This is a genomic window from Streptomyces roseofulvus, from assembly GCF_039534915.1.
Classification (GTDB): Bacteria; Actinomycetota; Actinomycetes; order Streptomycetales; family Streptomycetaceae; genus Streptomyces; species Streptomyces roseofulvus.
This window is the reverse complement of the sequence record NZ_BAAAWE010000001.1, coordinates 3,503,459-3,525,666: the sequence shown is the minus strand read 5'-3', so window position 1 is coordinate 3,525,666 and position 22,208 is coordinate 3,503,459. Positions and strand designations below refer to the sequence as shown.

20 protein-coding genes are annotated in these 22,208 nt (G+C 72.0%); 10 read left to right on the top strand and 10 right to left on the bottom strand.

Going from position 1 to position 22,208, the window contains the following annotated elements:
* Positions 1-23 precede the first annotated feature (23 nt).
* Entirely contained in the window at positions 24-923 is a 900-nt protein-coding gene (locus ABFY03_RS16095; protein WP_319008620.1) for a hypothetical protein, read from the bottom strand.
* A gap of 325 nt (positions 924-1,248) precedes the next feature.
* On the opposite strand from ABFY03_RS16095, the gene ABFY03_RS16090 reads away from it, so the two are divergent.
* The gene (locus ABFY03_RS16090; protein WP_319008621.1) at positions 1,249-2,325 is read left to right on the top strand and encodes a glycosyltransferase; all 1,077 of its coding nucleotides are present in this window, start codon (positions 1,249-1,251) and stop codon (positions 2,323-2,325) included.
* 24 nt (positions 2,326-2,349) lie between these two features.
* Here the strand turns inward: ABFY03_RS16090 and ABFY03_RS16085 are convergent, their stop codons facing one another.
* The 3 genes from ABFY03_RS16085 to ABFY03_RS16075 form a co-directional block, all read right to left on the bottom strand.
* Positions 2,350-3,126: a DUF6227 family protein gene (locus tag ABFY03_RS16085; protein WP_346170190.1), complete on the bottom strand. Its 777-nt coding sequence runs from the start codon at positions 3,124-3,126 to the stop codon at positions 2,350-2,352.
* Between the two features lie 143 nt (positions 3,127-3,269).
* Positions 3,270-4,352: a P1 family peptidase gene (locus tag ABFY03_RS16080; RefSeq protein WP_319008623.1), complete on the bottom strand. Its 1,083-nt coding sequence runs from the start codon at positions 4,350-4,352 to the stop codon at positions 3,270-3,272.
* Positions 4,353-4,379: 27 nt separating this feature from the next.
* Entirely contained in the window at positions 4,380-5,558 is a 1,179-nt protein-coding gene (locus tag ABFY03_RS16075; RefSeq protein ID WP_319008624.1) for a low temperature requirement protein A, read from the bottom strand.
* A 305-nt stretch (positions 5,559-5,863) separates the two neighbouring features.
* Between ABFY03_RS16075 and ABFY03_RS16070 the strand changes: the two genes are divergently transcribed.
* The 9 genes from ABFY03_RS16070 to ABFY03_RS16030 all read left to right on the top strand — a co-directional run bounded on the left by ABFY03_RS16070 (position 5,864) and on the right by ABFY03_RS16030 (position 16,125).
* Positions 5,864-7,285: an MFS transporter gene (locus tag ABFY03_RS16070; RefSeq protein ID WP_319008625.1), complete on the top strand. Its 1,422-nt coding sequence runs from the start codon at positions 5,864-5,866 to the stop codon at positions 7,283-7,285.
* Positions 7,286-7,463: 178 nt separating this feature from the next.
* Positions 7,464-9,734 (top strand): formate C-acetyltransferase, encoded by a 2,271-nt coding sequence (gene pflB, locus ABFY03_RS16065; protein WP_319008626.1) that lies wholly within the window; start codon positions 7,464-7,466, stop codon positions 9,732-9,734.
* Positions 9,735-9,891: 157 nt separating this feature from the next.
* Entirely contained in the window at positions 9,892-10,677 is a 786-nt protein-coding gene (gene pflA / locus ABFY03_RS16060; protein ID WP_346170189.1) for a pyruvate formate-lyase-activating protein, read from the top strand.
* A gap of 110 nt (positions 10,678-10,787) precedes the next feature.
* The gene (locus ABFY03_RS16055; protein ID WP_319012767.1) at positions 10,788-11,903 is read left to right on the top strand and encodes an MFS transporter; all 1,116 of its coding nucleotides are present in this window, start codon (positions 10,788-10,790) and stop codon (positions 11,901-11,903) included.
* Positions 11,904-14,216: a molybdopterin oxidoreductase family protein gene (locus ABFY03_RS16050; protein WP_346170188.1), complete on the top strand. Its 2,313-nt coding sequence runs from the start codon at positions 11,904-11,906 to the stop codon at positions 14,214-14,216. It abuts the gene before it with no gap.
* 6 nt (positions 14,217-14,222) lie between these two features.
* Entirely contained in the window at positions 14,223-14,822 is a 600-nt protein-coding gene (locus ABFY03_RS16045; RefSeq protein ID WP_031007364.1) for a 4Fe-4S dicluster domain-containing protein, read from the top strand.
* Positions 14,819-15,454 (top strand): QcrA and Rieske domain-containing protein, encoded by a 636-nt coding sequence (locus ABFY03_RS16040; protein WP_319012765.1) that lies wholly within the window; start codon positions 14,819-14,821, stop codon positions 15,452-15,454. The genes ABFY03_RS16045 and ABFY03_RS16040 overlap by 4 nt, the downstream gene beginning before the upstream one ends.
* The gene (locus ABFY03_RS16035; protein WP_346170187.1) at positions 15,451-15,864 is read left to right on the top strand and encodes a hypothetical protein; all 414 of its coding nucleotides are present in this window, start codon (positions 15,451-15,453) and stop codon (positions 15,862-15,864) included. The genes ABFY03_RS16040 and ABFY03_RS16035 overlap by 4 nt, the downstream gene beginning before the upstream one ends.
* 42 nt (positions 15,865-15,906) lie before the next feature.
* A complete protein-coding gene (locus tag ABFY03_RS16030; protein ID WP_319012763.1) occupies positions 15,907-16,125 on the top strand; it encodes a hypothetical protein in 219 nt (72 codons plus the stop codon).
* Positions 16,126-16,144: 19 nt separating this feature from the next.
* On the opposite strand, the gene mscL is transcribed toward ABFY03_RS16030, so the two are convergent.
* From mscL to ABFY03_RS16000, 6 genes are all read right to left on the bottom strand, one after another.
* Positions 16,145-16,669, bottom strand: coding sequence for a large conductance mechanosensitive channel protein MscL (mscL, locus tag ABFY03_RS16025; protein ID WP_386723813.1), 525 nt, complete (start codon positions 16,667-16,669; stop codon positions 16,145-16,147).
* 72 nt (positions 16,670-16,741) lie between these two features.
* Positions 16,742-17,293 (bottom strand): hypothetical protein, encoded by a 552-nt coding sequence (locus tag ABFY03_RS16020; protein WP_346170186.1) that lies wholly within the window; start codon positions 17,291-17,293, stop codon positions 16,742-16,744.
* A 99-nt stretch (positions 17,294-17,392) separates the two neighbouring features.
* The gene (locus ABFY03_RS16015; RefSeq protein ID WP_346170185.1) at positions 17,393-18,259 is read right to left on the bottom strand and encodes an S-methyl-5'-thioadenosine phosphorylase; all 867 of its coding nucleotides are present in this window, start codon (positions 18,257-18,259) and stop codon (positions 17,393-17,395) included.
* Positions 18,260-18,633: 374 nt separating this feature from the next.
* A complete protein-coding gene (locus tag ABFY03_RS16010; RefSeq protein WP_346170184.1) occupies positions 18,634-18,945 on the bottom strand; it encodes an FmdB family zinc ribbon protein in 312 nt (103 codons plus the stop codon).
* Between the two features lie 68 nt (positions 18,946-19,013).
* Positions 19,014-20,306, bottom strand: a complete 1,293-nt coding sequence (locus tag ABFY03_RS16005; RefSeq protein WP_319012758.1) for an MFS transporter — start codon at positions 20,304-20,306, stop codon at positions 19,014-19,016.
* 261 nt (positions 20,307-20,567) lie between these two features.
* On the bottom strand, positions 20,568-22,097 hold the full coding sequence (locus ABFY03_RS16000; protein ID WP_319012757.1) for a potassium/proton antiporter: 1,530 nt from the start codon (positions 22,095-22,097) through the stop codon (positions 20,568-20,570).
* Between the last annotated feature and the right edge of the window lie 111 nt (positions 22,098-22,208).

Here is a 22,208-nt window from a genome sequence, read left to right as displayed (position 1 = left end):
CCGCCCCTCCGGGCTCGTTCCGGTTACTTGTTGACCGCGCCGCGGTGGGCCAGGTCGCCCTTGAACTCCATCGCGCGCATCGCGAGCGGGGTCGGGGTGGCCTGCTGCACCCACGGCTCGTCCCAGACGAAGGTGCCGCCCATGATGTCGCCGTGCGTCTGCCAGACGGCCCCGGTCGGCGTGATCACCTTGACGAAGGCGTCGTTGCCCTGGGCTTCGATGGCGATCCCGCAGGCGGTGGCCGGGTAGTTCGGGTTGGCCGGGTCCGTCATGGTCGGCGTCGTGTTGGTGAGGTCCTGCCACACGATGGCGCCGCCAGGCGTGGCCGCCTTGCCGACGAAGGCGTTGCCGCCGTAGAGCGCGGCCTGGAAGTCCTCGGTGTTGGACGGGCTGTAGGTGTCGATGTCGACACAGGGGCCGGCCGGGCCGGTGGGGCCGGTCGCACCCGTGGCACCCGTGGCTCCGGTCGCACCGGTCGCGCCCGTGGCTCCGGTCGCGCCCTTGGGGCCGGCAGGGCCCGTCGCGCCCGTGGGGCCCTTGGGGCCGGTCGGGCCGGTGTTGCCCTTCGGACCCTTCGGGCCGGTCGGACCGGTGTTGCCCTTCGGACCCTTGGGGCCCGTCGGACCGGTCGGGCCCTTGCAGCCCGTCGTCGGGGCCGACGCCGTCCGCGGGTCGCCGGAGACGGCCTCCTGCTCCAGGGCCTCCGTGCCCGGCGAGCCCGGAAGGGCCTTGTGCTTGCAGCCCGTCATCGGGTTCGACGACGCCGAGTCCGCGACCGGGGTCTGCGGGGTGCCCCACGCCGAGGCGGTCGGCGCGAAGCCGGCCAGGACGAGCGCGACCGAGGCGAGCGCGCCGCCGCCGAGCCAGACGCGCCGCCGCGGCAGCGGACCGAGCGGGGACCGGGTCCTGGGGTCAGGACGCATGAGGGTGCTCCTTCCTCCGCCGACGCCCGGCGGCGCCGGCGCGAGTGCCGGTGGGGGATCCGTACGGGAACAGCTCCCGGAACCGGATCGTGGGATGAACTTCCCATCGGTTCATCGGGTCGCGACTGCGAAGCCTTGATGGCCCCGGGGGCACTCTCAGCGCCATGGCGTAGCGGTGCCAGCCGAATGGATGCGTACGCGGCGGCGAACGCGGAACCCCCCGTCGGCGCGCCGCCGCCGCGCCCCCGCCGGGCCGTGCCTACCGTCGCCCACCGACCGAACCGCGAGAAGTGGTGTTGCCATGCGGCCGTCCCTCTGCTTGTGCATGATCGTCAAGAACGAGTCCTCGGTCATCGAGCGGTGCCTCGCCTCCGTCCGAGACCTCGTGGACACCTGGGTCATCTCCGACACCGGCTCCACCGACGGCACCCAGGACCTGATCAGAAAGGCCCTCGACGGCATCCCGGGCGAGCTGGTCGAGGAGCCCTGGGTGAACTTCGGGCACAACCGCAGCCTGAACATCGCCCGCGCCCGGGCCCGGCTCGGCGCGGCCGGCCGGGACGGCTACCTGCTGCTCCTCGACGCCGACCACGTGCTGCGCCAGGACGGGCCGCTGCCCGAGCTGACGGCCGACGCGTACATGCTGCGCCACGAGGGCGAGGTGGAGTACCGGATCAAGCGCCTGGTCCGGGCGGAGCTGCCGTGGCGGTACGAGGGCGTCACCCACGAGTACCTGACCGCCGACCGCGACGACGAGCAGCGGAACCTGGACGCGCTGGTCGTCGAGGACCACGCCGACGGCGGCTCGCGGCACGACAAGTTCGAGCGGGACGCCCGGCTGCTCGGCGCCGAACTCGTCCGCGACCCGGGCAATCCGCGGACGGTCTTCTACCTCGCCCAGACCATGCGGGACATGGGCCGTACGGGGGAGGCGATCGGGCTCTACGAGCGGCGCGCGGCCATGGGCGGCTGGGCCGAGGAGGTGTACTACGCGCTGCTCCAGGCCGGGGTGCTGGCCGCCGAGGCCGGTGACTGGCCGGCCGGGCAGGACGCCCTCGTGCGCGCCCGGGAGGCCCGCCCGGAGCGGCTGGAGGCCGTGTACGAGCTGGCCTCACGGCTCCGGCTGGCGGGCCGCCACCACACCGCGCACGCGCTCCTGACGGACGCCGTCGACCGGCCCGCCCCCACCGACGACCTGCTCTTCGTCCAGCCGTGGGTGTACCGCTGGGGCCTGCTCTTCGAGTACTCGATCACCGCCTACTGGGTCGGCGACCACGCGGCCTCGCTCGCCGCCTGCGACCGCCTCCTCGGCCTGCCGGACCTGCCCGCGCCGTACCGCGAGCAGACCCTGGCCAACCGGGAGTTCGCGGTACGGGCGCTGGGGGTGCCGGCCCAGGTCTGAGCCGGGCCGGCGGTGCGGCGGGGCTCAGACGACCCGGGAGCGGGCCTCCATCGCCCCGCGGGCCGCGGCCTCCGTCTCGTACACCTCGCACATGTGCCGGCCGTCCGGGGTGGCGGTGTGCTCGACCTCCCAGAGGCTCACCTCGGTGCCGTCGAGCAGCAGGAACTGGTGCTCGTAGAGGGTGAAGCCGGCGTCCCGGCCGCCCTCCACGGGGCAGTGGCGGCCGAAGACCTGGGTGATGTGGTGGGCGAAGGCGATCCGCAGCCGGCGGGCGGTCCGCTCGCCCGGCCGGTCCTCGTTCTCCGCGCGGCGCAGGACGCGGCGGGCGTGGTCCGCCGAGTTGTCCGGCACGTACATCCGGGGCTGGGCGGGTATCGGACGGGCCAGCAGCGCGCTCAGCGCCGCCAGGTCGTCGTCCTCGCCGAGCGGCCGCCCGTCGGCCCGCTCCACCGTCCACTCCGGCAGCGGACCCGCGGGCAGCCGGGAGGTGGCCAGCCGCGCCTCCGCCTCCTCCGTGTACAGCTCGTGCTGCTCGGCGCCGTCCCGGCCCGCGTTGTGCGTCAGCTCCCACAGGACGAGGGCGCTGCCGTCGGCCAGCAGATAGGTGTGCCGGTAGGTGGTGCGGTGCAGCGAGGAGCTGTGGTGCGAGGAGTGCAGCGCGGTGGAGTGGGCGAGCGCCGACTCCAGGCGCTCCACCATCGCGTCGGGCAGGTCGAAGGAGTTGAGCGCCCGGCCGAGGAGCCGCTCGACGTGCGTCTCGGTCGTCTCGTACGGATCGAGGTGATCCCGCGGATCGTTCAAGAGGGTCTCCAGGCCGTCGCCGCATGTCACTTGGTGCTTGCTTAACGTAGTCCCTGGGTCCGACAACGGGGCCGGGGTTACGGAAAACGAGGGGCCGGCGACGGAAGTTCCCGACCCCGCGGCCTCCCCCAACTCCCTTGCTGTTACCGGGAGTACGGCTCCGGGGGCGGGCCGTACAGCTCCCCGTACGACGGGAAGTCGCCGCCCGGCCCGCGCAGCCCCGCCGGCGCCGCCAGGACCGCGCGCACGATCGCCCGGGTCACCAGGTCGGCGCCGGCCGCCAGCACCTCGTTCAGGGCCAGCGGCCCCGGCCCGGCGGGCAGCTCACGGGCCCCGGTCGCGAGCGCGAAGACCGTGTCGCCGTCGTTCATCAGATGCACCGGCCGGATCGCCCGCGCGATCCCGTCGTGCGCCGTCCCCGCCACCTTCTGCGCCTGCGCCCGGGTCAGCACCGCGTCCGTCGCCACCACCGCCAGCGTCGTGTTCAGCGGCGGACGCACCGAGGCGGCACGGGCCTCGGCCAGCCGCCGGACCGCCGCCTCGTGCACCGCCCGCGCCGGCCGGACGGCCCCCGCGGCCGCCGGACCCTCCTCGAAGAGGCCGCCGTACAGGACACCGGTCGCCGGATCGACGGCCGAACCCACCGCGTTCACCACCACCAGCGCGGCCACCGTGATCCCCGACCCCAGCCGCAGGCTCGCCGTCCCGACACCGCCCCGCATCCCGCCCACGACCGCCCCCGTGCCCGCGCCGACCGCGCCCGTCGCCACGCGCGCGTGCTCCCCCGACGCCGCCGCGGCCTCCACCGCCGCCCGGCCCGTGGCCGCGTCCGGGCGCGCCGCGAAGTCCCCGCCCCGCCCCAGGTCGAAGACGCACGCGGCCGGCACCACCGGAACCACGTGCGCGGGATCCGGGCCGACCCGCACCCCGCGCCGCCGCTCCTCCAGCCAGGCCATCACCCCGGCGGCCGCGTCCAAGCCGTACGCGCTGCCGCCCGTCAGGACCACGGCGTCGATCCGCTGGACCACGTTCCGCGGATCCAGCGCGTCCGTCTCCCGGGTGCCCGGGCCCCCGCCGCGCACGTCCACGGCGGCCACCGCACCACCCTCCGGCGCCAGCACGACCGTCGTCCCCGACAGCGCCCCCGGGCCCGCCACGCGCGCGTGCCCCACCCGGATCCCGGGCACATCCGTCAGACCGTCCGGAGAGAGCCGCTCAGCCGTCATGTCCCCTTCCTACCCCAGGTGCCCGCCTCAGGCCCGGGAGCCCGACCGGGTGGCCGGGTTCCGCGCGGTGAGCGTCACCCCGACCGCGACCGCCGCGGCCGCCACCAGACCGGCGAACAGCACCGCCCAGCGGCCCGCGAACGAACACAGCAGGATCGCCAGCGACGCCCCCGGCAGCACCGCCTGCTGCGCCAGGCCCACCTTGAAGTAGCGGGCGTGCAGCACCCACACCGACAACAGGAACACCGCCGTCGGGATCGTCACCGACGCCGACGCAGCGAGCGTGCTGATGTGCGCCTTGCCCACCGCCTGCTCCACGGCGATCTCCAGGCCCGCCCCGATCGCCGCCGCCGACATGAAGATCACGAAGTGCCCGTACCCCCACAGGAAGCCCTGCCGGCTGTCCGTCAGCCGGTCGTGCGCGGGCACCACGAAGTAGATCCACCACGCCGCGAACACGATCAGCAGCCCGCCCGCCGCGATCGGCAGCAGCTCGTTCAGCGCGTCGTTCTCCACCACGCCCGACTTCACCGCCACCGTCGCCGCCGCCACCGACTCGCCCAGCACGATGATCGTGAACAGGCCGTACCGCTCCGCGATGTGATGCGGATGCCACGTGCTCGGCGCGTCCTTCTCCGCGAACACCGGCACCGCCAGCTCCGCCAGCGCCATCACCAGGAACACCCACGGCACCGCCCCCTCCGGCACGAACAACAGCGCCAGCCAGCCGACCTGCACCGCGAGCACCCCGCCCGCGTACCGCCGGCACATCGTGCGCTCCTCCGCCGACGCCGCGTGCCGCGCCGCCCGCAGCCACTGCGACGCCAGCGCCACCCGCATCACCAGGTAACCCACGTACACGACGAGGAAGTCGTGCTCCTCGAACGCCCGCGAGACGCCCGCCGCAAGGATCAGCACACCGGCGATCTGCACCAGCGTCACGACCCGGTACAGCACGTCGTCGTTGTCGTAGGCGGACGCGAACCAGGAGAAGTTCATCCAGGCCCACCAGATCGCGAAGAACACCATGGCGTAACTCACGACGCCCTCGCCCGCGTGCCCCTCCGCGACCGCGTGCACGAGCGACGCGCCCGCCTGGGCGACGGCGACGACGAAACACAGATCGAAGAAGAGCTCCAGCGGCGTGGCGGTCCGGTGCGACTCCTCGCGGGAGCGCGCGGTCAACGGCAGAAACGGTTGTGTCATGGACCCAGCACACCAGAGTCGCGGCCGCGGCGTTTTCGAGCCACGCGGAACGGCACGGCCCCCGGCGCCGCCACCGTGCCCGCCGCACCGCGAACGGCGTCCGCCACGGCCGGCGCCCGCCCTGGCCGGAGGCCCGGACGGACCCGCCGGTACCGGGACCTATGGCCGCTCCGGGAGCCGACCTAGGCCCGCCCGCGGTCGCGACCATCGGCACTGACGACACCCCCGACCCGAGGCGGAGCCTGGAAAGGCAAGGAAGAGGCCTCGAAAGGGCTCGCAAACGTCAGGGAAGTCAGGGAAGCGCCATGAGTTCCGTAGTCCAGGACAGCAGAACCACGGGCGGGTCACCCGCCTCGTACGACACGGAGCAGTACCGCCCCGGCCGGACCATCAGCGACTGGGAGCCGGAGAACGAGCTCTTCTGGAAGTCGATCGGCAGCAAGGTCGCACACCGCAACCTGTGGATCGCGGTCCCCGCCCTCCTCGTCGCCTTCGTCGTCTGGCAGGTCTGGTCGGTCACCGCCACCAACCTCAAGGACGTCGGCTTCGCCTTCTCGACCTCGCAGCTGTTCTGGCTGACCGCCATCCCCGGCCTGACCGGCGGCACGGCCCGGATCCTCTACACCTTCCTCGGCCCGATGATCGGCCAGCGGCGGTTCACCGCCCTGTCGACCGCCGTCCTCGTCGTCCCGCTGATCTGGCTGGGCATCGCCATCCAGGACCCCACCACCCCGTACGGCGTGATGGTCGTCATCGCCGCCCTCTGCGGCATCGGCGGCGCCAACTTCGCCTCCTCCCTCGCCAACATCGGCTTCTTCTTCCCGAAGGCCAAGAAGGGCAGCGCCACCGGCATCAACGGCGGGCTCGGCAACCTCGGCGTCTCCGTCGTCCAGCTCCTCACCCCGATCGTCATCACCTGGTCGACGATCGCCATCGGCTCCGCCCAGCACAAGGCCGACGGCACCCCCGTGTACCTCCAGAACGCCGCCTTCCTCTGGGTGCCCGTGCTGCTGGTCCTGGCCGCCGTCGCCTGGTTCGGACAGAACGACCTGAAGGTGGCCTCCACCCCCTTCAAGCAGCAGAAGATCATCTTCAAGCGCAAGCACAACTGGCTGATGACCTGGCTGTACGTCGGCACCTTCGGCTCCTTCATCGGCTTCGCCGCCGCCCTGCCGATGCTGATCAAGACCACCTTCCCCGACTACTCCGTCGCCACCTACGCCTGGATGGGCCCCGCCGTGGGCGCCCTCGCCCGCTGGGCCGGCGGCTGGATCGCCGACAAGTGGGGCGGCGCCCGGGTCACCATCCTGTCCTTCGTCGGCATGGCGGCCTCCATCGTCGGCGTCATCAACTTCCTGCCCTCGGGCGGCGACGGCGGGAACTTCTACGGCTTCTTCTTCTGCTTCCTCGCCGCGTTCTTCTTCTCCGGCATCGGCAACGGCTCGACCTTCCGCCAGATCCCGGTGATCTTCCGCGGAACCCACCTGAAGGGCCTCACCGAAGGCACCCCCGAACACGCCAAGGCCCTCAAGCAGGCCGAAATGGAATCCGGCGCGGTCACCGGCTTCACCTCCGCGATCGCCGCCTACGGATTCTTCTTCATCCCGGCGCTCTTCGGCTCCGTCGCCGTCACCAGCGCGATGTGGGGCTTCGTCGCCTTCTACGTCAGCTGCATGGTCGTGACCTGGTGGTTCTACGCCCGCAAGGGCGCCGAGGCCCCCAGCTGACCAGCCCCGAAAACGCCCGCGAAAGGTCCCGCCACGGCGGGGCCTTTCCGCATGCCCGGAAACAGGACCTAGGGCCCTCCACCGGTGACCAATGCCGCCCCAAATGATCGATCAAAAGGGGTGGAATGAAGGCAGGCAACGACGCGATCGAACGAATCGAAGAAGGCGGTGCGGGAAAGTGACGGCGACCCCTGCTGAAACCACGGTGACCGAGCGGGCCTGGAAGGGCTTCAAGGGCGGACTCTGGCGCGACGCCATCGACGTCCGCGACTTCATCCAGCAGAACTACACCCCGTACGAAGGCGACGACGCGTTCCTCGCCGGCCCCACCGAGCGGACCACCGCCGTGTGGAAGGCGATCACGGACAAGTTCCCCGAGGAGCGCGCCAAGGGCGTCTACGACGTCGCCCACGACATCCCCTCCACCATCACCGCCCACGCCCCCGGCTACATCGACCGCGACAAGGACCTGATCGTCGGCCTCCAGACCGACGCCCCGCTGAAGCGGGCGATCATGCCCTACGGCGGCTGGCGGATGGTCGCCGGCGCCCTGGAGACGTACGGCTACCCGGTCCCCGAAGACCTGGAGAAGGTCTTCACCGAGTACCGCAAGACCCACAACGCCGGCGTCTTCGACGCCTACACCCCGGAGATCCGCGCCGCCCGCAAGGCCGGCATCGTCACCGGCCTCCCCGACGCCTACGGCCGCGGCCGCATCATCGGCGACTACCGCCGCGTCGCCCTCTACGGCGTCGACCGCCTCATCGAGGTGAAGAAGGAGGAGAAGGCCGGACTCGACGTCCTCCCCGCCGGGAACCGCTCCCTGGAGGAGACCATCCGGCTCCGCGAGGAACTCTCCGAGCAGATGCGCGCCCTCGCCGAACTGAAGGCCATGGCCGCCTCGTACGGCCACGACGTCTCCGGCCCCGCCACCACCGGCCGCGAGGCCATCCAGTGGCTGTACTTCGCCTACCTGGCCGCCGTGAAGGAGCAGAACGGCGCCGCGATGTCCCTCGGCCGCACCTCCACCTTCGTCGACGTCTACCTCCAGCGGGACATCGAGGCCGGCCTCCTCACCGAGGAGCAGGCCCAGGAACTCGTCGACGACTTCATCATCAAGCTCCGCATCGTCCGCTTCCTGCGCACCCCCGAGTACGACGAACTGTTCTCCGGCGACCCGACCTGGGTCACCGAATCCCTCGCCGGCATGGGCGAGGACGGCCGCCCGCTCGTCACCCGCACCTCCTTCCGCTACCTCCAGACGCTCTACAACCTCGGCCCGGCGCCCGAGCCGAACATGACCGTCCTCTGGTCGCCGCGACTGCCCCAGGGCTTCAAGGAGTTCTGCGCGAAGGTCTCCATCGACACCTCGTCCGTGCAGTACGAGTCGGACGAGCTGATGCGGCCGCGCTTCGGCGACGACACCGCCATCGCCTGCTGCGTCTCGGCGATGCCCGTCGGCAAGCAGATGCAGTTCTTCGGCGCCCGCGTGAACCTCGCCAAGACGCTCCTGTACGCGATCAACGGCGGCCGCGACGAGAAGTCCGGCGCCCAGGTCGGCCCCGCCACCGGCGCCATCGACTCCGACGTCCTCGACTACGACGAGGTCATGGCCAGGTTCGACGAGCAGATGGAGTGGCTCGCGAACGTCTACGTCCACGCCCTCAACGTCATCCACTACATGCACGACAAGTACGCGTACGAGCGCCTGGAGATGGCGCTCCACGACCGCGACGTGCGCCGCACCATGGCCTGCGGCATCGCCGGCCTCTCCGTCGCCGCCGACTCCCTCGCCGCCATCAAGTACGCGAAGGTCACCCCCGTCCGCGACGAGACCGGCCTCGCCACCGACTACACGGTGGAGGGCACCTACCCCGCCTACGGCAACAACGACGAGCGGGCCGACGAGATCGCCGTCTGGCTGGTCGAGGAGTTCATGCGCAAGATCCGCAAGCACCCGACGTACCGGAACGCCGAACACACCCAGTCCGTCCTGACGATCACCTCGAACGTCGTCTACGGCAAGAAGACCGGCAACACCCCCGACGGGCGCCGGGCCGGCGAACCCTTCTCCCCGGGCGCCAACCCGATGAACGGCCGCGACACCCACGGCTACGTGGCCTCCGCCCTGTCGGTCGCCAAGCTGCCGTACGAGGACGCCGAGGACGGCATCTCGCTCACCAACACCGTCACCCCCGACGGCCTGGGCCGCACCCCCGAGGAGCGGATCACGAACCTGGCCGGCGTCCTCGACGGCTACATGGCCGGCGACGGCTTCCACATGAACGTCAACGTCCTCAACCGGGACGTGCTCATGGACGCCATGGAGCACCCCGAGAACTACCCGCAGCTCACCATCCGGGTCTCGGGCTACGCGGTCAACTTCGTCCGCCTCACCCGCGAACAGCAGCTCGACGTCCTGAACAGGACCTTCCACGGGACGCTCTGAGCCGGGCGGTCCCGGCGGTGCGTCCGCCGGGGAGCGCACAACGCACAACGCACAACGAAAAAAAGGGGGGAGGGGGCCCCTCCCCCCTCCCCCTCCCCGCCCCACCCCTCCCACCCTCCGCCCCGCCCCTCCCTCTCCTCCCTCAGGAGGTCCTGCCATGACCGGCCTCACCACCACCCCCGTGACGCTCGCCGCGGCCGCGACCCATCGCCCGTCCGAGGGGTCGGTGCACTCCTGGGACCTGTCCACCGGTGTCGACGGGCCCGGCACCCGCTTCGTCACCTTCCTCTCCGGCTGCCCGCTGACCTGTCTCTACTGCCACAACCCGGACACCTGGCGGATGCGGAACGGCCGGCGGACCTCCGCCGACGACGTGATCGCCGAGGCGTCCAAGTACGTCCGCTTCATCTCCGCGTCCGGCGGCGGCGCCACCGTCTCCGGCGGCGAGCCGCTGCTCCAGCCCGTCTTCACCGGCGAGCTGCTGCACCGCATGAAGCACGAGCTCGGTCTGCACACCGCCCTCGACACCTCCGGCTTCCTCGGTGTCCGCGCCACCGACGCCCTGCTCCGCGACACCGACCTCGTCCTCCTCGACATCAAGTCCTGGGACCCGGAGACCTACCGGAAGGTCACCGGTCGGCCGGTGAAGCCCACCCTGGACTTCGCCCGCCGCCTCGCCGACCTGGGCCGGGACGTCCACGTCCGCTTCGTGCTCGTCCCCGGCCTCACCGACGACCCCGCCAACGTCGAGGGCGTCGCCGCCTTCGCCGGCGGCCTCGGCAACGTCTCCCGCGTCGACGTCCTCCCCTTCCACAAGCTGGGCGAGGCCAAATGGCAGGCCCTGGACATGCCGTTCACCCTCCACGGCACCCCGTCGCCCACCCCCGAGCAGGTCGCGTCCGTCCGCGAGACCTTCCGCGCCCACGGTCTGAACGCGGTCTGAGCACGGTCTCCGCGCGGCCTGGGGACGGCCTGCGGGCGGTCCCGGCGACGCGTTCACCCTTCAGGGGTCCAAAACAGGCTTAAAGGGTACATACGTCCTACCGTGGCCCCGTGACCGAGCCACCGCAGACCGCCGAGCCGACCACTCCCGAGCCGGAGGCGCCCGCCCCGGTCCCGGACGGCCGCGCGCCCCAGACTCCCGCCGCCGTCCGCCGCCGCGCCGTTCTCGTCGGCACGGCCGTCTCCGTCCTGCTGATCCTCGCGATCGTCTTCGGCAGCCGGCTGCTCCGCGACTTCGACTCGGCCCTGCTGCCCTACGCCGTCGCCACCGTCTTCCTCGCCTTCGGCGTCGCCTACCGCTACACCGTCTGGATCTCCGCCCCCGGCGCCCGGCGCCTCTTCCGCCAGGGCTGGCGCTCCTTCTTCTCCGCCGCGAACTTCCGCAGGGCCCCCACCGCCCTGCCGAGGATGATCGCCACCTATCTCGGCTTCCAGAAGTTCCTCGGCGCCCGCTCGCACGCCCGCTGGGCCGCCCACCAGCTCCTCTTCTGGGGCTGCGTCCTGGCCGCGCTCATCACCTTCCCCCTCACCTGGGGCTGGTTCACCTTCACGTCGAGCACCGGCGACGGCCCCGGCTACGAGATGCGGATCTGGGGCTTCAAGGTCCTCGGCTTCGACTCGCTGAACATCGTCGGCTGGCTCATGTTCCACGGCCTGGACATCGCCGCCGTCCTCGTCATCGCCGGCGCCGCCTACTTCCTGTGGCGGCGCATGAAGGACCGCGGCGCCATCACCGGCCAGCGTTTCGCCTACGACCTGATCCCGCTGATCGCCCTCATCGTCATCTCGGTCACCGGCCTGCTGCTCACCTTCTCGTCGATCTTCCTGCACGGCGGCGGCTACGAGTTCCTGGCGATCCTCCACATGGTCTCGGTCGTCTTCACCCTCATCTACATCCCCTTCGGGAAGTTCTTCCACATCGTCCAGCGGCCCGCCGCCGTCGGCATGCAGCTCTTCAAGTACACCTCCCGCCGCAAGGACGAGGAGCTCCGGACCTGCCGCCGCTGCCACGAGCCCATCGACACCACCGACTACGTCGACAACCTGCGCGGCACCATGAAGGACCTCAAGCTCGACTTCGACGCATGGGCCGAGTACTGCCCCCGCTGCAAGCGCGTCCTGCGCGGCAACGCCTACCTCACCCACGTCAAGAAGGGCTACAAGTAAGTGACCGCGACCGACCCTTCCCGCGCGCTGCCGCTCGACCCCTCCGTCGCCCCGCCCGGGACGCGCAACTTCCGGGACGCCGGGGGGATCCCCGCCGACCGGTGGCACGCCGACCAGAACGAGGAGACGCTCGTCCCCACCCACTGCTGCTTCTGCGGGGTGCAGTGCGGCATGTACCTGCGGGTGGACCGGGCCGGCAAGGTCTTCGGGGTCGAGCCCCGCAACCACGACATCAACCGGATGCGGCTCTGCCCGAAGGGCATCAACGCCTACCAGCAGGTCAACCACCCCGACCGGCTCACCGCCCCGCTGATGCGCCGCAACCGCGACGAGCCGTTCCGCGAGGTCAGCTGGGAGGAGGCGCTCGACCACACCGTCGCCGAGATCCGCCGCATCCAGGGCGAGTACGGCAACGACGCCTTCGGGCTGCTCGGCGGGGCGAGCCTGTTCTCCGAGAAGACGTACCTCGTCGGGAAGTTCGCCCGGGTCGCCCTCAGGACCAAGCACGTCGACTACAACGGGCGCCTCTGCATGGTCTCCGCCGCCGGTGCCAACAAGCTCGCCTTCGGCATCGACCGGGCCGGGAACCCCTTCTCCGACATCCTCCTCACCGACTGCCTCCTCATCGCCGGCTCCAACGTCGGCGAGTGCTTCCCGGTGATGACCCAGTACCTGTGGGGGGCCCGCGACCGCGGTGCCTCCCTCATCGTGGTCGACCCCCGGCAGACCGCCATCGCCCGCACCGCCGACGTCCACGTCGCCCTCAAGCCCGGCACCGACTCGGCCTTCTTCAACGCCGTGCTGCACGTCATCGTCGCCGAGGGCCTCACCGACGAGGCGTACCTCGCCGCCCACGCCACCGGCTGGGACGAGGTCAGGGCGACCGTCGCCGAGTACCCGCCGTCCCGCTCCGCGCGGATCTGCGGCGTGCCGGAGGAGCAGATCGTCCAGGTCGCCCGCATGTTCGCCGGCGCGGGCAAGGCCATGGCCTGGCACGCGCGCGGCGTCGAGCACCACTCGCAGGGCGTCGAGAACTGCCTCACCATCATCAACCTCTGCGTCGCCACCGGGAACATCGGCAAGCCCGGCGCCGGCTACGGCACCATCACCGGCCAGGGCAACGGGCAGGGCGGCCGCGAGCACGGCCAGAAGTCCGACCTGCTGCCCGGCGGGCGGTCCATCTCCAACCCCGAGCACCGTCGGCAGATCTGCGAGATCTGGGGCATCGAGGAGTCCGAGCTCCCGCCCGCCGGTACCTCCATGATGGAGATGGTCTGGCAGATGCAGCGCGCCGAGATCCGCGGCCTCATCGGCATCTGCAACAACCCCTTCGTCTCCCTGCCGAACTACGCCACGGTCAAGGAGGGCTACGACACCCTCCAGTTCCACGCCCAGTTCGACTTCTTCCTCTCCGAGACCGCCGCCAACGCGCACGTCGTCTTCCCCGTCACCGTGTGGGCCGAGGACGAGGGCGTCATGGCGAACGCCGAGGCCCGTGTCGTCAAGCACAACAAGGCCCAGGAGCCCCCGGCCGGCGTCCGCACCGACACCTGGGTCATCTGCGAGCTGGCCAAGCGGCTCGGCGCCGGCGACAAGTTCGCCTTCCCCGACTCCCGCTCCGTCTTCGAGGAGCTGCGGATCGCCTCCGCCGGCACGGTCAACGACTACTACGGCATCACCTACGAGCGGCTGGAGGAGACCGGCGGCATCTCCTGGCCCTGCCCGACCACCGAGCACCCCGGCACCCCCCGCCTCTTCGAGGACGGCCGCACCTACCACCCCGACGGCAGGATCCACCTGCAGGTCGTCGAGTGGCACCCGCCGATGGACCCGTACAGCGAGGAGTACCCCCTCTCGCTCACCACCGGCCGCACCGTCGCCCACTTCCTGTCGGGCAACCAGACCCGCCGGCTCGGGGCCCTCGTCGAGCAGACCCCGCGCCCGTGGGTCGAGGTCCACCCCTCGCACGGCTTCCGCAACGGCGACCCGGTCCGGGTGGTCACCCGCCGCGGCAGCGAGGTCTTCCCCGCCCTGGTCACCGAGGCCATCCGCCCGGACACCGTCTTCGTCCCCTACCACTGGCCCGTCCCCACCGCGGCGAACGCCCTCACCGTGGACGCCCTCGACCCCCGCTCGAAGATCCCCGAGTACAAGGTCTGCGCGGCCCGCATCGAGGCCGCCGAACGCGTCGACGAGGTGCCCGCGCCGCCGACCGCCCCGGGGCAGCTCGCCTACCCCGAGACCCAGGTCTCCCGCACCGACCCCCTGCCGCCCACGTCCCCGCAGGGCCGGGGCACCGCGGAGAGGAGCTGACCGCACATGATGGGCCGCACGATCTTCATCGACCCGGGCCGCTGCATCGGCTGCCAGGCCTGTGTCTCCGCCTGCCGCGAATGCGACTCGCACCGCGGCAAGTCGATGATCCACCTCGACTACCCCGACGAAGGTCACTCCGTCGCCTCCCTTCCCACCGTCTGCATGCACTGCGAGGACCCCGTCGCCCCGTGCGCCGAGGTCTGTCCCGCCGACGCGATCCTGGTGACCGCCGACGGGGTGGTGCAGCAGGCCGACACCACCCGCTGCATCGGCTGCGCGAACTGCGTCAACGCCTGCCCCTTCGGCGTGCCGAAGATCGACCTCCAGGCGAAGCTCCAGATGAAGTGCAACCTCTGTTACGACCGCACCGCCTACGGCCTCGCCCCCATGTGCGCGACCGTCTGCCCGACCGGCGCCCTCTTCTACGGCACCATCGACGAGCTCCGCGCCGAGCGCCCCGGCGTGCAGGTCGCCGACTCCTTCACCTTCGGCAGCACCACCGTCACCACCGGGGTGGCGATGGTCGTGCCCGCCGACAAGGTCCAGTGGCCCGTGCCCGGCGGGCTTCCCGTCGTCGAGATCAACGGAAGGGACGTCCGATGAGCGTCACCGACCCGCAGCCGCCCGCGCCGGAGGCCGGCGCCGACGCGGCGCAGGAGGCGCTCCGCGACCGGATCGCCGCCGACTCCCTCACCACCCGCCGCGACTACCTGCGGATCGTCGCCACGGTCTCCGGCGGTCTCGCCGTCGGCGGCGTCGCCGTCGCCTCCGGCGTCCTGCACCGGCACGGCGACAGCGACGGCCCGCCGGAGCCGAAGAAGATCGCCGACCGGATCCAGCCCGGCGAGTCCCTCGCCTTCCGCTACCCCGGCGACGAGGACCGGGCCATCGCGATCCGCATGGAGGACGGCACCCTCGCCGGCTACTCGGCCGTCTGCACCCATCTGGCCTGCGCCGTCCTCTGGCGCCAGGACCGGGGCAGCGAGGGCGAGCTGTACTGCCCCTGCCACGAGGGTGTCTTCGACGCCCGTACGGGAGAGGTCACGGCCGGCCCGCCGCCGCGCGGCCTGCCGAAGGTGATCCTGATCGAACAGGTCGACGGCAGTGTCTGGGCGATCGGCACCGCACGCTCCGGCGAGAGCCTGGAGGAGGGTCTGTGCCGGCAGCAGGGCGACGCGCTGCGGCTGTGCCGCGACCGGCAGCTGTCCGGTCCGGAGAGGAGTGAGCGCACGTGACGGAGAGCCCCTTCCCGCAGGACCCGGAGGCGCCGCGCCCGCCGGGCACCGCTTCGTCGCCCCCGCCGCCGTCGTACCGCCCGGGCAGCGCGCAGCCGCGGCTGAACCGGCCGGTGCACGAGCGCTATCCGCAGATCCGGCCCACCAGCGGGTACGGCGACCCGCGGATCCGGCACACGGGGCCGGGGCCGGGGGCGGGCACGGAGCAGGAACCGGAGCGCTCCTCGAAGCTGTCGGCGCGGCTGGCGCTGGCGCTCACGGTGGTGATCGGCCAGCTCTGGGGGCTGACCATCGTGGTGGACGAGTGGATGTCCGGCGACACCGGCACCGCGTGGTGGGGTGCGGGGTTCCTCGTCCTGTCGTTCCTGGTGGTCCTGGGCCTGTGGGCGCTGGACCCGAAGGACCGCTGATCAGGAGGGTCCTGGGCGGGGGAGCGGGCGTACCCTGAAGACATGAGCACCGCCCCCGCCCACGGACCGCGAGACGCGAAGCCGAACGGCATTCGGCCGAATTCCGAGAACCCTCCGAAGCCGGTGATCGTCTTCGACGATCCGCTGGACGCGCAGTCCGCGGACGACACGGACCGCGGGTGGGGCGAGCGGCCTCCGACCGGCGGCAGCGCCGCCGACCTCGCGCGCTTCCTCGACGAGAAGCCGCCGCACCACCTCTGACGCCGGAGCGTCCCTCCGGTCAGGGGGTGGAGTGCGTGCCCGTGCTGCTGCCGGAGCCGCGCTGCGCGACCAGGTGGTCGCGGATCTCCTTGAGCACCTCCAGCTCGCTGACCTCCATGGTCTCCTGGACGCCCTCCTTCGCCCTGTCGTGCGCGGCGCGCTTGGCGAGGACCTTGGCCATCGGCAGGACCATCAGGAAGTAGACGACGGCGGCGGTGATGAGGAAGCTGAGGATCGCGCTCAGCACCAGGCCCCACTGGAGCTGGATGCCCTGCATCTCGCCGTCGACGATCCGGCAGGGGTCCTTGATGCAGCTCGCGTAGCTCTCCAGGTCCTTCGTGCCGAAGGCGCCCACGATCGGGTTGATGATGCCCTTGACCACCGAGTTCACGATGTTGGTGAACGCGGCGCCGATGACGACCGCCACCGCGAGGTCGATCACGTTCCCGCGCATCAGGAAGGCTTTGAAGCCCGCCATCACGCTTTCCTTCTTCTCGGCCACCGAGGTGCCTTTCTCCGTATGCGCTGCTGTGTGCGCAGCCATTAGGCCGTGAAGGGCGCGGGGCCGTCCAATCCGTACACACGGGACGGTGACTTGACAGGGAGTCAGTGCGAATCAGCACAGGGTCACCGCCAGTTGGGATGTGACACCGGCACTCGCCAGCTCGGTCGCGGTCGTCCGGGGCACGGTCAGGACGATCAGCGCCCCTCCGTCCGGACGAGTCTCGCCGGGGGGCGGGACCTCGGCCACTCGGGCGGCCCGCGCCACCACCCGGACCGGGCTGTCGCCGTCTACGAGCGGGGAGTTGACGGTCGGTGCGGCGATGACGTCGACGCGGTCGCCGGCGCGCAGGAGTCGTACCGCCTCCGCGTCCGCGATGCGTACCGGCGCGGAGACGAGCCGGACGGGGGCGGGGGAGCGGGCCGCGGGGGCGGCGACGGGGCGGGGGCCGGGGTCGTACCGGCCGGGTGGGGCGGGTGGGCCGGGCAGGGCGGCGGTGAGGGCGAGCGCGGCGGCCGTCAGGACGAGGAGCGCGCCGGGGGCGCGGCGCAGCCGGGGCCGGAGCCGGCCGCCGCGGATCCGCAGCGGCGTGAAGTCCGGCACCTCGCAGGGGGCGGGGACGGAGACGTGGACGGGAAGGGGCGTGAGCGTCGTGTTCGTGTTCATGCGCTCACTGTCCCGCCCGATCCGCCGTCCCGCTCCGGCCTGTGGACAGTCCACCGCCTGTGGACAACTCGGCCACCCCTGCGAGGGGTTTGGCGAGATTTACGGGAGTTCGATGCCGAGGTCCCAGCCGTCGTGGGCATGGGTGCAGAGACAGTCGCGGTCGACCGTGGCCGGGAGGGCGGCGATGGTGTCGAAGAGGACGTCGCGGAGCCGGCCGATGTTCTGGCCGAAGACGCGGAGGACCTCGGTGTGGGAGACGCCCTCGCCGGTCTCGGTGCCGGCGTCGAGGTCGGTGACGAGGGTGAGGGAGGTGTAGCAGAGGCCGAGTTCGCGGGCGAGGACGGCTTCGGGGTGGCCGGTCATGCCGACGACGGACCAGCCGTTGGCGGTGTGCCAGCGGGATTCGGCGCGGGTGGAGAAGCGGGGGCCCTCGACGACGACGAGGGTGCCGCCGTCCACGGCCTGCCAGTCCCGGCCGCGGGCGGCCTTGATCGCGGCCTGCCGTCCGTCGGGGCAGTAGGGGTCGGCGAAGGAGATGTGGACGACGCGGGGGACGGCGCCGTCGGGGCGCGGTTCGCCGTCGAAGTAGGTCTGGGCGCGGTTCTTCGTCCGGTCGATCAGCTGGTCGGGGACGAGGAGGGTGCCGGGGCCGTACTCGGGGCGCAGTCCGCCGACGGCGCAGGGGCCGAGGACCTGGCGGACGCCGAGGGAGCGGAGGGCCCAGAGGTTGGCGCGGTAGTCGATCCGGTGCGGGGGGATGCGGTGGTCGCGGCCGTGGCGGGGGAGGAAGGCGACCCGGCGGCCGGCGACCTCGCCGAGGAAGAGGGAGTCGCTGGGGTCGCCGTAGGGGGTGGTGACGGGGACCTCGCGGACGTCGTCGAGGAAGGAGTAGAAGCCGGAGCCGCCGATCACGCCGATCTCGGCGTACGTGTCGTGGGCTGCGTCGCTGGACGGGGTGGTCGCCATGCCCGCCACCCTACGCAGGGGCCTCGGGCCCGGCGGACCGTTCCGGACACGCGGGCCCGCGGAGGGGCCCGGACGGGCTCGGCCTCCGTCAGGTCCAGGCGGGTGTTTCCGGGAACGCCGGTCCCGGAGTCCCGGGCATGCCGCAGTCCCCGGCCCTGCCCGTGTCCTGGGCATCCCGGAGTCCCCGACTGCCCGTGTCCCGGGCATGCCGCAGTCCCCGGCCCTGCCCGTGTCCCGGGCATCCCGGAGTCCCCGGGCATCCCGGAGTCCCGGGCATCCCGAAGTCCGCGGGCGTCGGCGTCCGCGGGCATGCCGGGGCCCCGGCTCCCCTGTGGGGGGCCGGGGCCGGGGCGGTGCTGCGGGGTGGGGTGGGCTCAGGCGGCCGGGGTCGAGGACGACGACGAGGACGCCGGGGTGGACGTCGTCGAGGCCGGCTTCGCGTCGGACGAGGAGGTGGACGTCGTGGAGGACGTCGAGCTCTTCGTGGCCGGGGAGCTGCTGGACGAGGCGCCGCGGCTGTCGTTCCGGTAGAAGCCGGAGCCCTTGAAGACGATGCCGACGGCCGAGAACACCTTCTTGAGGCGGCCGTGGCAGGCGGGGCACTCGGTCAGCGCGTCGTCCGTGAACTTCTGGACCGCCTCAAGGCCCTCGCCACACTCGGTGCACTGGTACTGGTAGGTCGGCACTAGTCTTCCTCCTGGCACTCACACTCATCGAGTGCTAACGACGATCCATAGTGACGTATTCCGTCGGTTCAGTCCACCGCCACCGGGACGCGGTGACCGACACCACGTGCCGCGACCCGCGTCGTGATCCGGTTCGCCGGGCGCGGCTTCAGCTTTCCGCGCAGGGCGACGAGCGTCACGAAGGCGAGCGCGGTGCCCGCGGCCGGGACGAGGAATCCGGCGGTGGAGCCGTGGGCGTCGGCGAGCCGGCCCGCGACCGTGACGGCGAGGGCCTGGCCGAGGGCGACGGCTCCGGTGAGCCAGGTGAACGCCTCGGTGCGGGCGGAGGCCGGGATGAGGGTCTCGACGATGGTGTAGCCGGTGATCAGGGCCGGGGCGATGCACAGGCCGACGACGAGGCCGAGGGCGCCGAGCAGCACCACCGAGTGCGCGGTCCACAGCAGGGACGCGGCGAGGGTGAGGCCGGTGTAGCCGAGGATCAGGCGGCGGCGGGGGCCGGTCTTCCAGGCGATGGCTCCCATGGCGATGCCGGCGAGCATGTTGCCGGCGGCGAAGACGCCGTAGAGCAGGCCGTTGGCGCCGGGGTTGCCGATCTCCTCGGTGAAGGCGGTGAGCGAGACCTGCATGCCGCCGAAGACGGCGCCGATGCCGAGGAAGGCGACGATCAGGACGCGGACGCCGGGGACGGACAGCGCGGAGCGGTGCGGCTCGGCGTCGCCGTGGGCGGCGGTGGCGAGCATGCCGTGCGGCGGCTGGGTGGCGCGCTGGGCGGCGAAGAAGAGGCCGCCGAAGAGGGTGAGGGCGGCTTCGGTGACGAGTCCGGCGGCGGGGTGGACGCCGGTGCACAGGGCGGTGGCGAGGACCGGGCCGACGACGAAGGTGAACTCGTCGGTGACGGACTCGAAGGCCGCGGCGGTCGGCATCAGCGGGGTGCCGTCGAGCTTGGCGGCCCAGCGGGCCCGGACCATGGGGCCGACCTGCGGGACCGAGGCGCCGGCGGGCACGGCGGCGAGGAACAGCGCCCACAGCGGGGCGCCGGCCAGCGCGAGCGCGACGAGCACCGACACGGCGGCGGCGTGGACGATGACGCCGGGGACGAGGACGGCGCGCTGGCCGAAGCGGTCCGCGAGCTTGCCGCTCTGCGGGGCGAAGAGCGCCATGGAGACACCGGTGACGGCGGCGACGGCGCCGGCGCTGCCGTAGGAACCGGTGGTGTGCTGGACGAGCAGGACGATGCCGATGGTCAGCATCGCGAAGGGCTGCCTGGCGGCGAAGCCGGGGATCAGGAAGGAGAGCGCACCGGGGGTGCGCAGCAGCTGCCCGTAGCCGGGCCGCTTCTCGGAGACGACCGTGGACGCCACGGTCCTGGCCTTTCTGCCGCCTGGTAGCGCGCGGGCACGGTGGTGCCGGTCTCGCCGAGAGCTGTCCTCTTGCGCGGAACTGCGGTAGATACCGGGAGGGCCCCACTGCGGGAGGGGGCGCCGGCCGCCATACGGTCGCGCCAGCTCTGCGTCAGGCAGAGTTGGTTCGATCAAGTGTGCCTTCATGGTACAGGGAGGAGCGCCCTCCCGCCTGTGATTCCACTGGGGAGAACGCTCCTGACCCCGAAATAATGCCGGGGATTAACGTTCGCGTGGCCTGTTCTTCCCGGTGACGGAGGCCGGCCGGTGGAAGCGGGTCGCGGTCGTCGTGGCGGAGGTCTCCTTCCCGTCCCCGGTGCCGAGCCAGCCGGCCAGCTTGCCGCCCTGGCCGACCGCGCGCAGCCGCCGTTCGGTGGCGTCGCGCACCGGGTCGGTGGCGACGACGAGCAGTTCGTCGCCCTTGCGCAGCACGGTCGCCGGGCCGGGGACGAAGCTGGTGTCCTCGCGTACGACGAGGGTGACGGCGGCTCCGGTGGGCAGCCGCAGCTCGGCGACCTCGACGCCGTGCATCCGGGAGCCCTCGGGGATGGCGACGGAGAGCAGGTGGCCGCGGAGCCGTTCCAGCGGGGCGGACTCGACGCCGAGGTCGGAGGCTTCGCTGGCGTCGCCGAGCCGGAGGGCCCGGGCGAGCCAGGGCAGGGTCGGGCCCTGGACGAGGGTGTAGACGACGACCAGGACGAAGACGATGTTGAAGATCCGCTCGCTGCCCTCGATCTGCCCCACCATCGGGATGGTGGCGAGGATGATGGGGACGGCTCCGCGCAGGCCGGCCCAGGACATCAGGGCCTGCTCCTGCCAGGGGATGCGGAAGGGCGCCAGGCTGACCAGGACCTCCATGGGGCGGGCGACCATGGTGAGGACGAGGCCGATGACGACGGCCGGCCAGAAGTCGTTGACGAGCTCGTGCGGGGTGACGAGCAGCCCGAGCAGGACGAACATGCCGATCTGGGCGATCCAGCCGAGTCCCTCGGCGAAGCCGCGGTTGGCGGGGGCGTGCGGCAGCTTGGCGTTGCCGAGGACCATCGAGGCCAGGTAGACGGCGAGGAAGCCGGAGCCGTGGGCGATCGCGCCGGCCGCGTAGGCGGTGACGGCGATGGCCATGACGGCGATCGGGTAGAGGCCGGACGCGGGCAGGGCGACGTGCTTGAGCCCGTACGAGCCGACGAAGCCGACCGCGAGGCCGACGGCGGCGCCGATGGCGAGCTCCAGGGCGATCTTCCCGACGAGCACGTACCAGTCGTCGACGGGTCCTGCGGAGGAGAAGGCGACGACCAGGATGACGACCGGGGCGTCGTTGAAGCCGGACTCGGCCTCCAGCACGCCGGTGACCCGGGGCGGCAGCGGCACCTTGCGCAGGACGGAGAAGACGGCGGCGGCGTCGGTGGAGGAGACGACGGCGCCGATGATCAGCGCCTGCCGCCACTCCAGGCCCACCAGGTAGTGGGCGCCGGCGGCGGTGATGCCGACGGAGACGGCGACGCCGAGGGTGGAGAGGACGACCGCGGCCGGCAGGGCCGGCTCGATCTCCTTCCACTTCGTGCCGAGACCGCCCTCGGCGAGGATGACGACGAGGGCCGCGTAGCCGATGACCTGGGTGAGTTCGGCGTTGTCGAAGGCGACGTTGCCGATGCCGTCCTGCCCGATGGCGACCCCGATGCCGAGGTAGAGCAGCAGGCTGGGGAGCCCGCTCCGCGACGAGATCCGGACGGCGGCGACCGCGATCAGCAGCACGAGTGAGCTGATCAGCAGGAGTTCGTTGAGCTCGTGGACAGTCAGTGCACCGTTCCTTCCCCTCGCACGCGCCGGATCGTTCCTCCAGCCGTAGGTACTTCGTTACCTTAC

Bases quoted from the DNA above. Each gene is read 5' to 3' on its own strand.
- ABFY03_RS16090 (WP_319008621.1), top strand. From the start codon at position 1,249: ATGATCGTCAAGAACGAGTCCTCGGTCATCGAGCGGTGCCTCGCCTCC.
- pflA (WP_346170189.1), top strand. From the start codon at position 9,892: ATGACCGGCCTCACCACCACCCCCGTGACGCTCGCCGCGGCCGCGACC.
- ABFY03_RS16030 (WP_319012763.1), top strand. From the start codon at position 15,907: ATGAGCACCGCCCCCGCCCACGGACCGCGAGACGCGAAGCCGAACGGC.
- ABFY03_RS16020 (WP_346170186.1), bottom strand. From the start codon at position 17,293: ATGAACACGAACACGACGCTCACGCCCCTTCCCGTCCACGTCTCCGTC.
- ABFY03_RS16075 (WP_319008624.1), bottom strand. From the start codon at position 5,558: ATGACACAACCGTTTCTGCCGTTGACCGCGCGCTCCCGCGAGGAGTCG.
- ABFY03_RS16095 (WP_319008620.1), bottom strand. From the start codon at position 923: ATGCGTCCTGACCCCAGGACCCGGTCCCCGCTCGGTCCGCTGCCGCGG.
- mscL (WP_386723813.1), bottom strand. From the start codon at position 16,669: ATGGCTGCGCACACAGCAGCGCATACGGAGAAAGGCACCTCGGTGGCC.
- ABFY03_RS16015 (WP_346170185.1), bottom strand. From the start codon at position 18,259: ATGGCGACCACCCCGTCCAGCGACGCAGCCCACGACACGTACGCCGAG.
- ABFY03_RS16070 (WP_319008625.1), top strand. From the start codon at position 5,864: ATGAGTTCCGTAGTCCAGGACAGCAGAACCACGGGCGGGTCACCCGCC.
- ABFY03_RS16045 (WP_031007364.1), top strand. From the start codon at position 14,223: ATGATGGGCCGCACGATCTTCATCGACCCGGGCCGCTGCATCGGCTGC.
- ABFY03_RS16080 (WP_319008623.1), bottom strand. From the start codon at position 4,352: ATGACGGCTGAGCGGCTCTCTCCGGACGGTCTGACGGATGTGCCCGGG.
- ABFY03_RS16040 (WP_319012765.1), top strand. From the start codon at position 14,819: ATGAGCGTCACCGACCCGCAGCCGCCCGCGCCGGAGGCCGGCGCCGAC.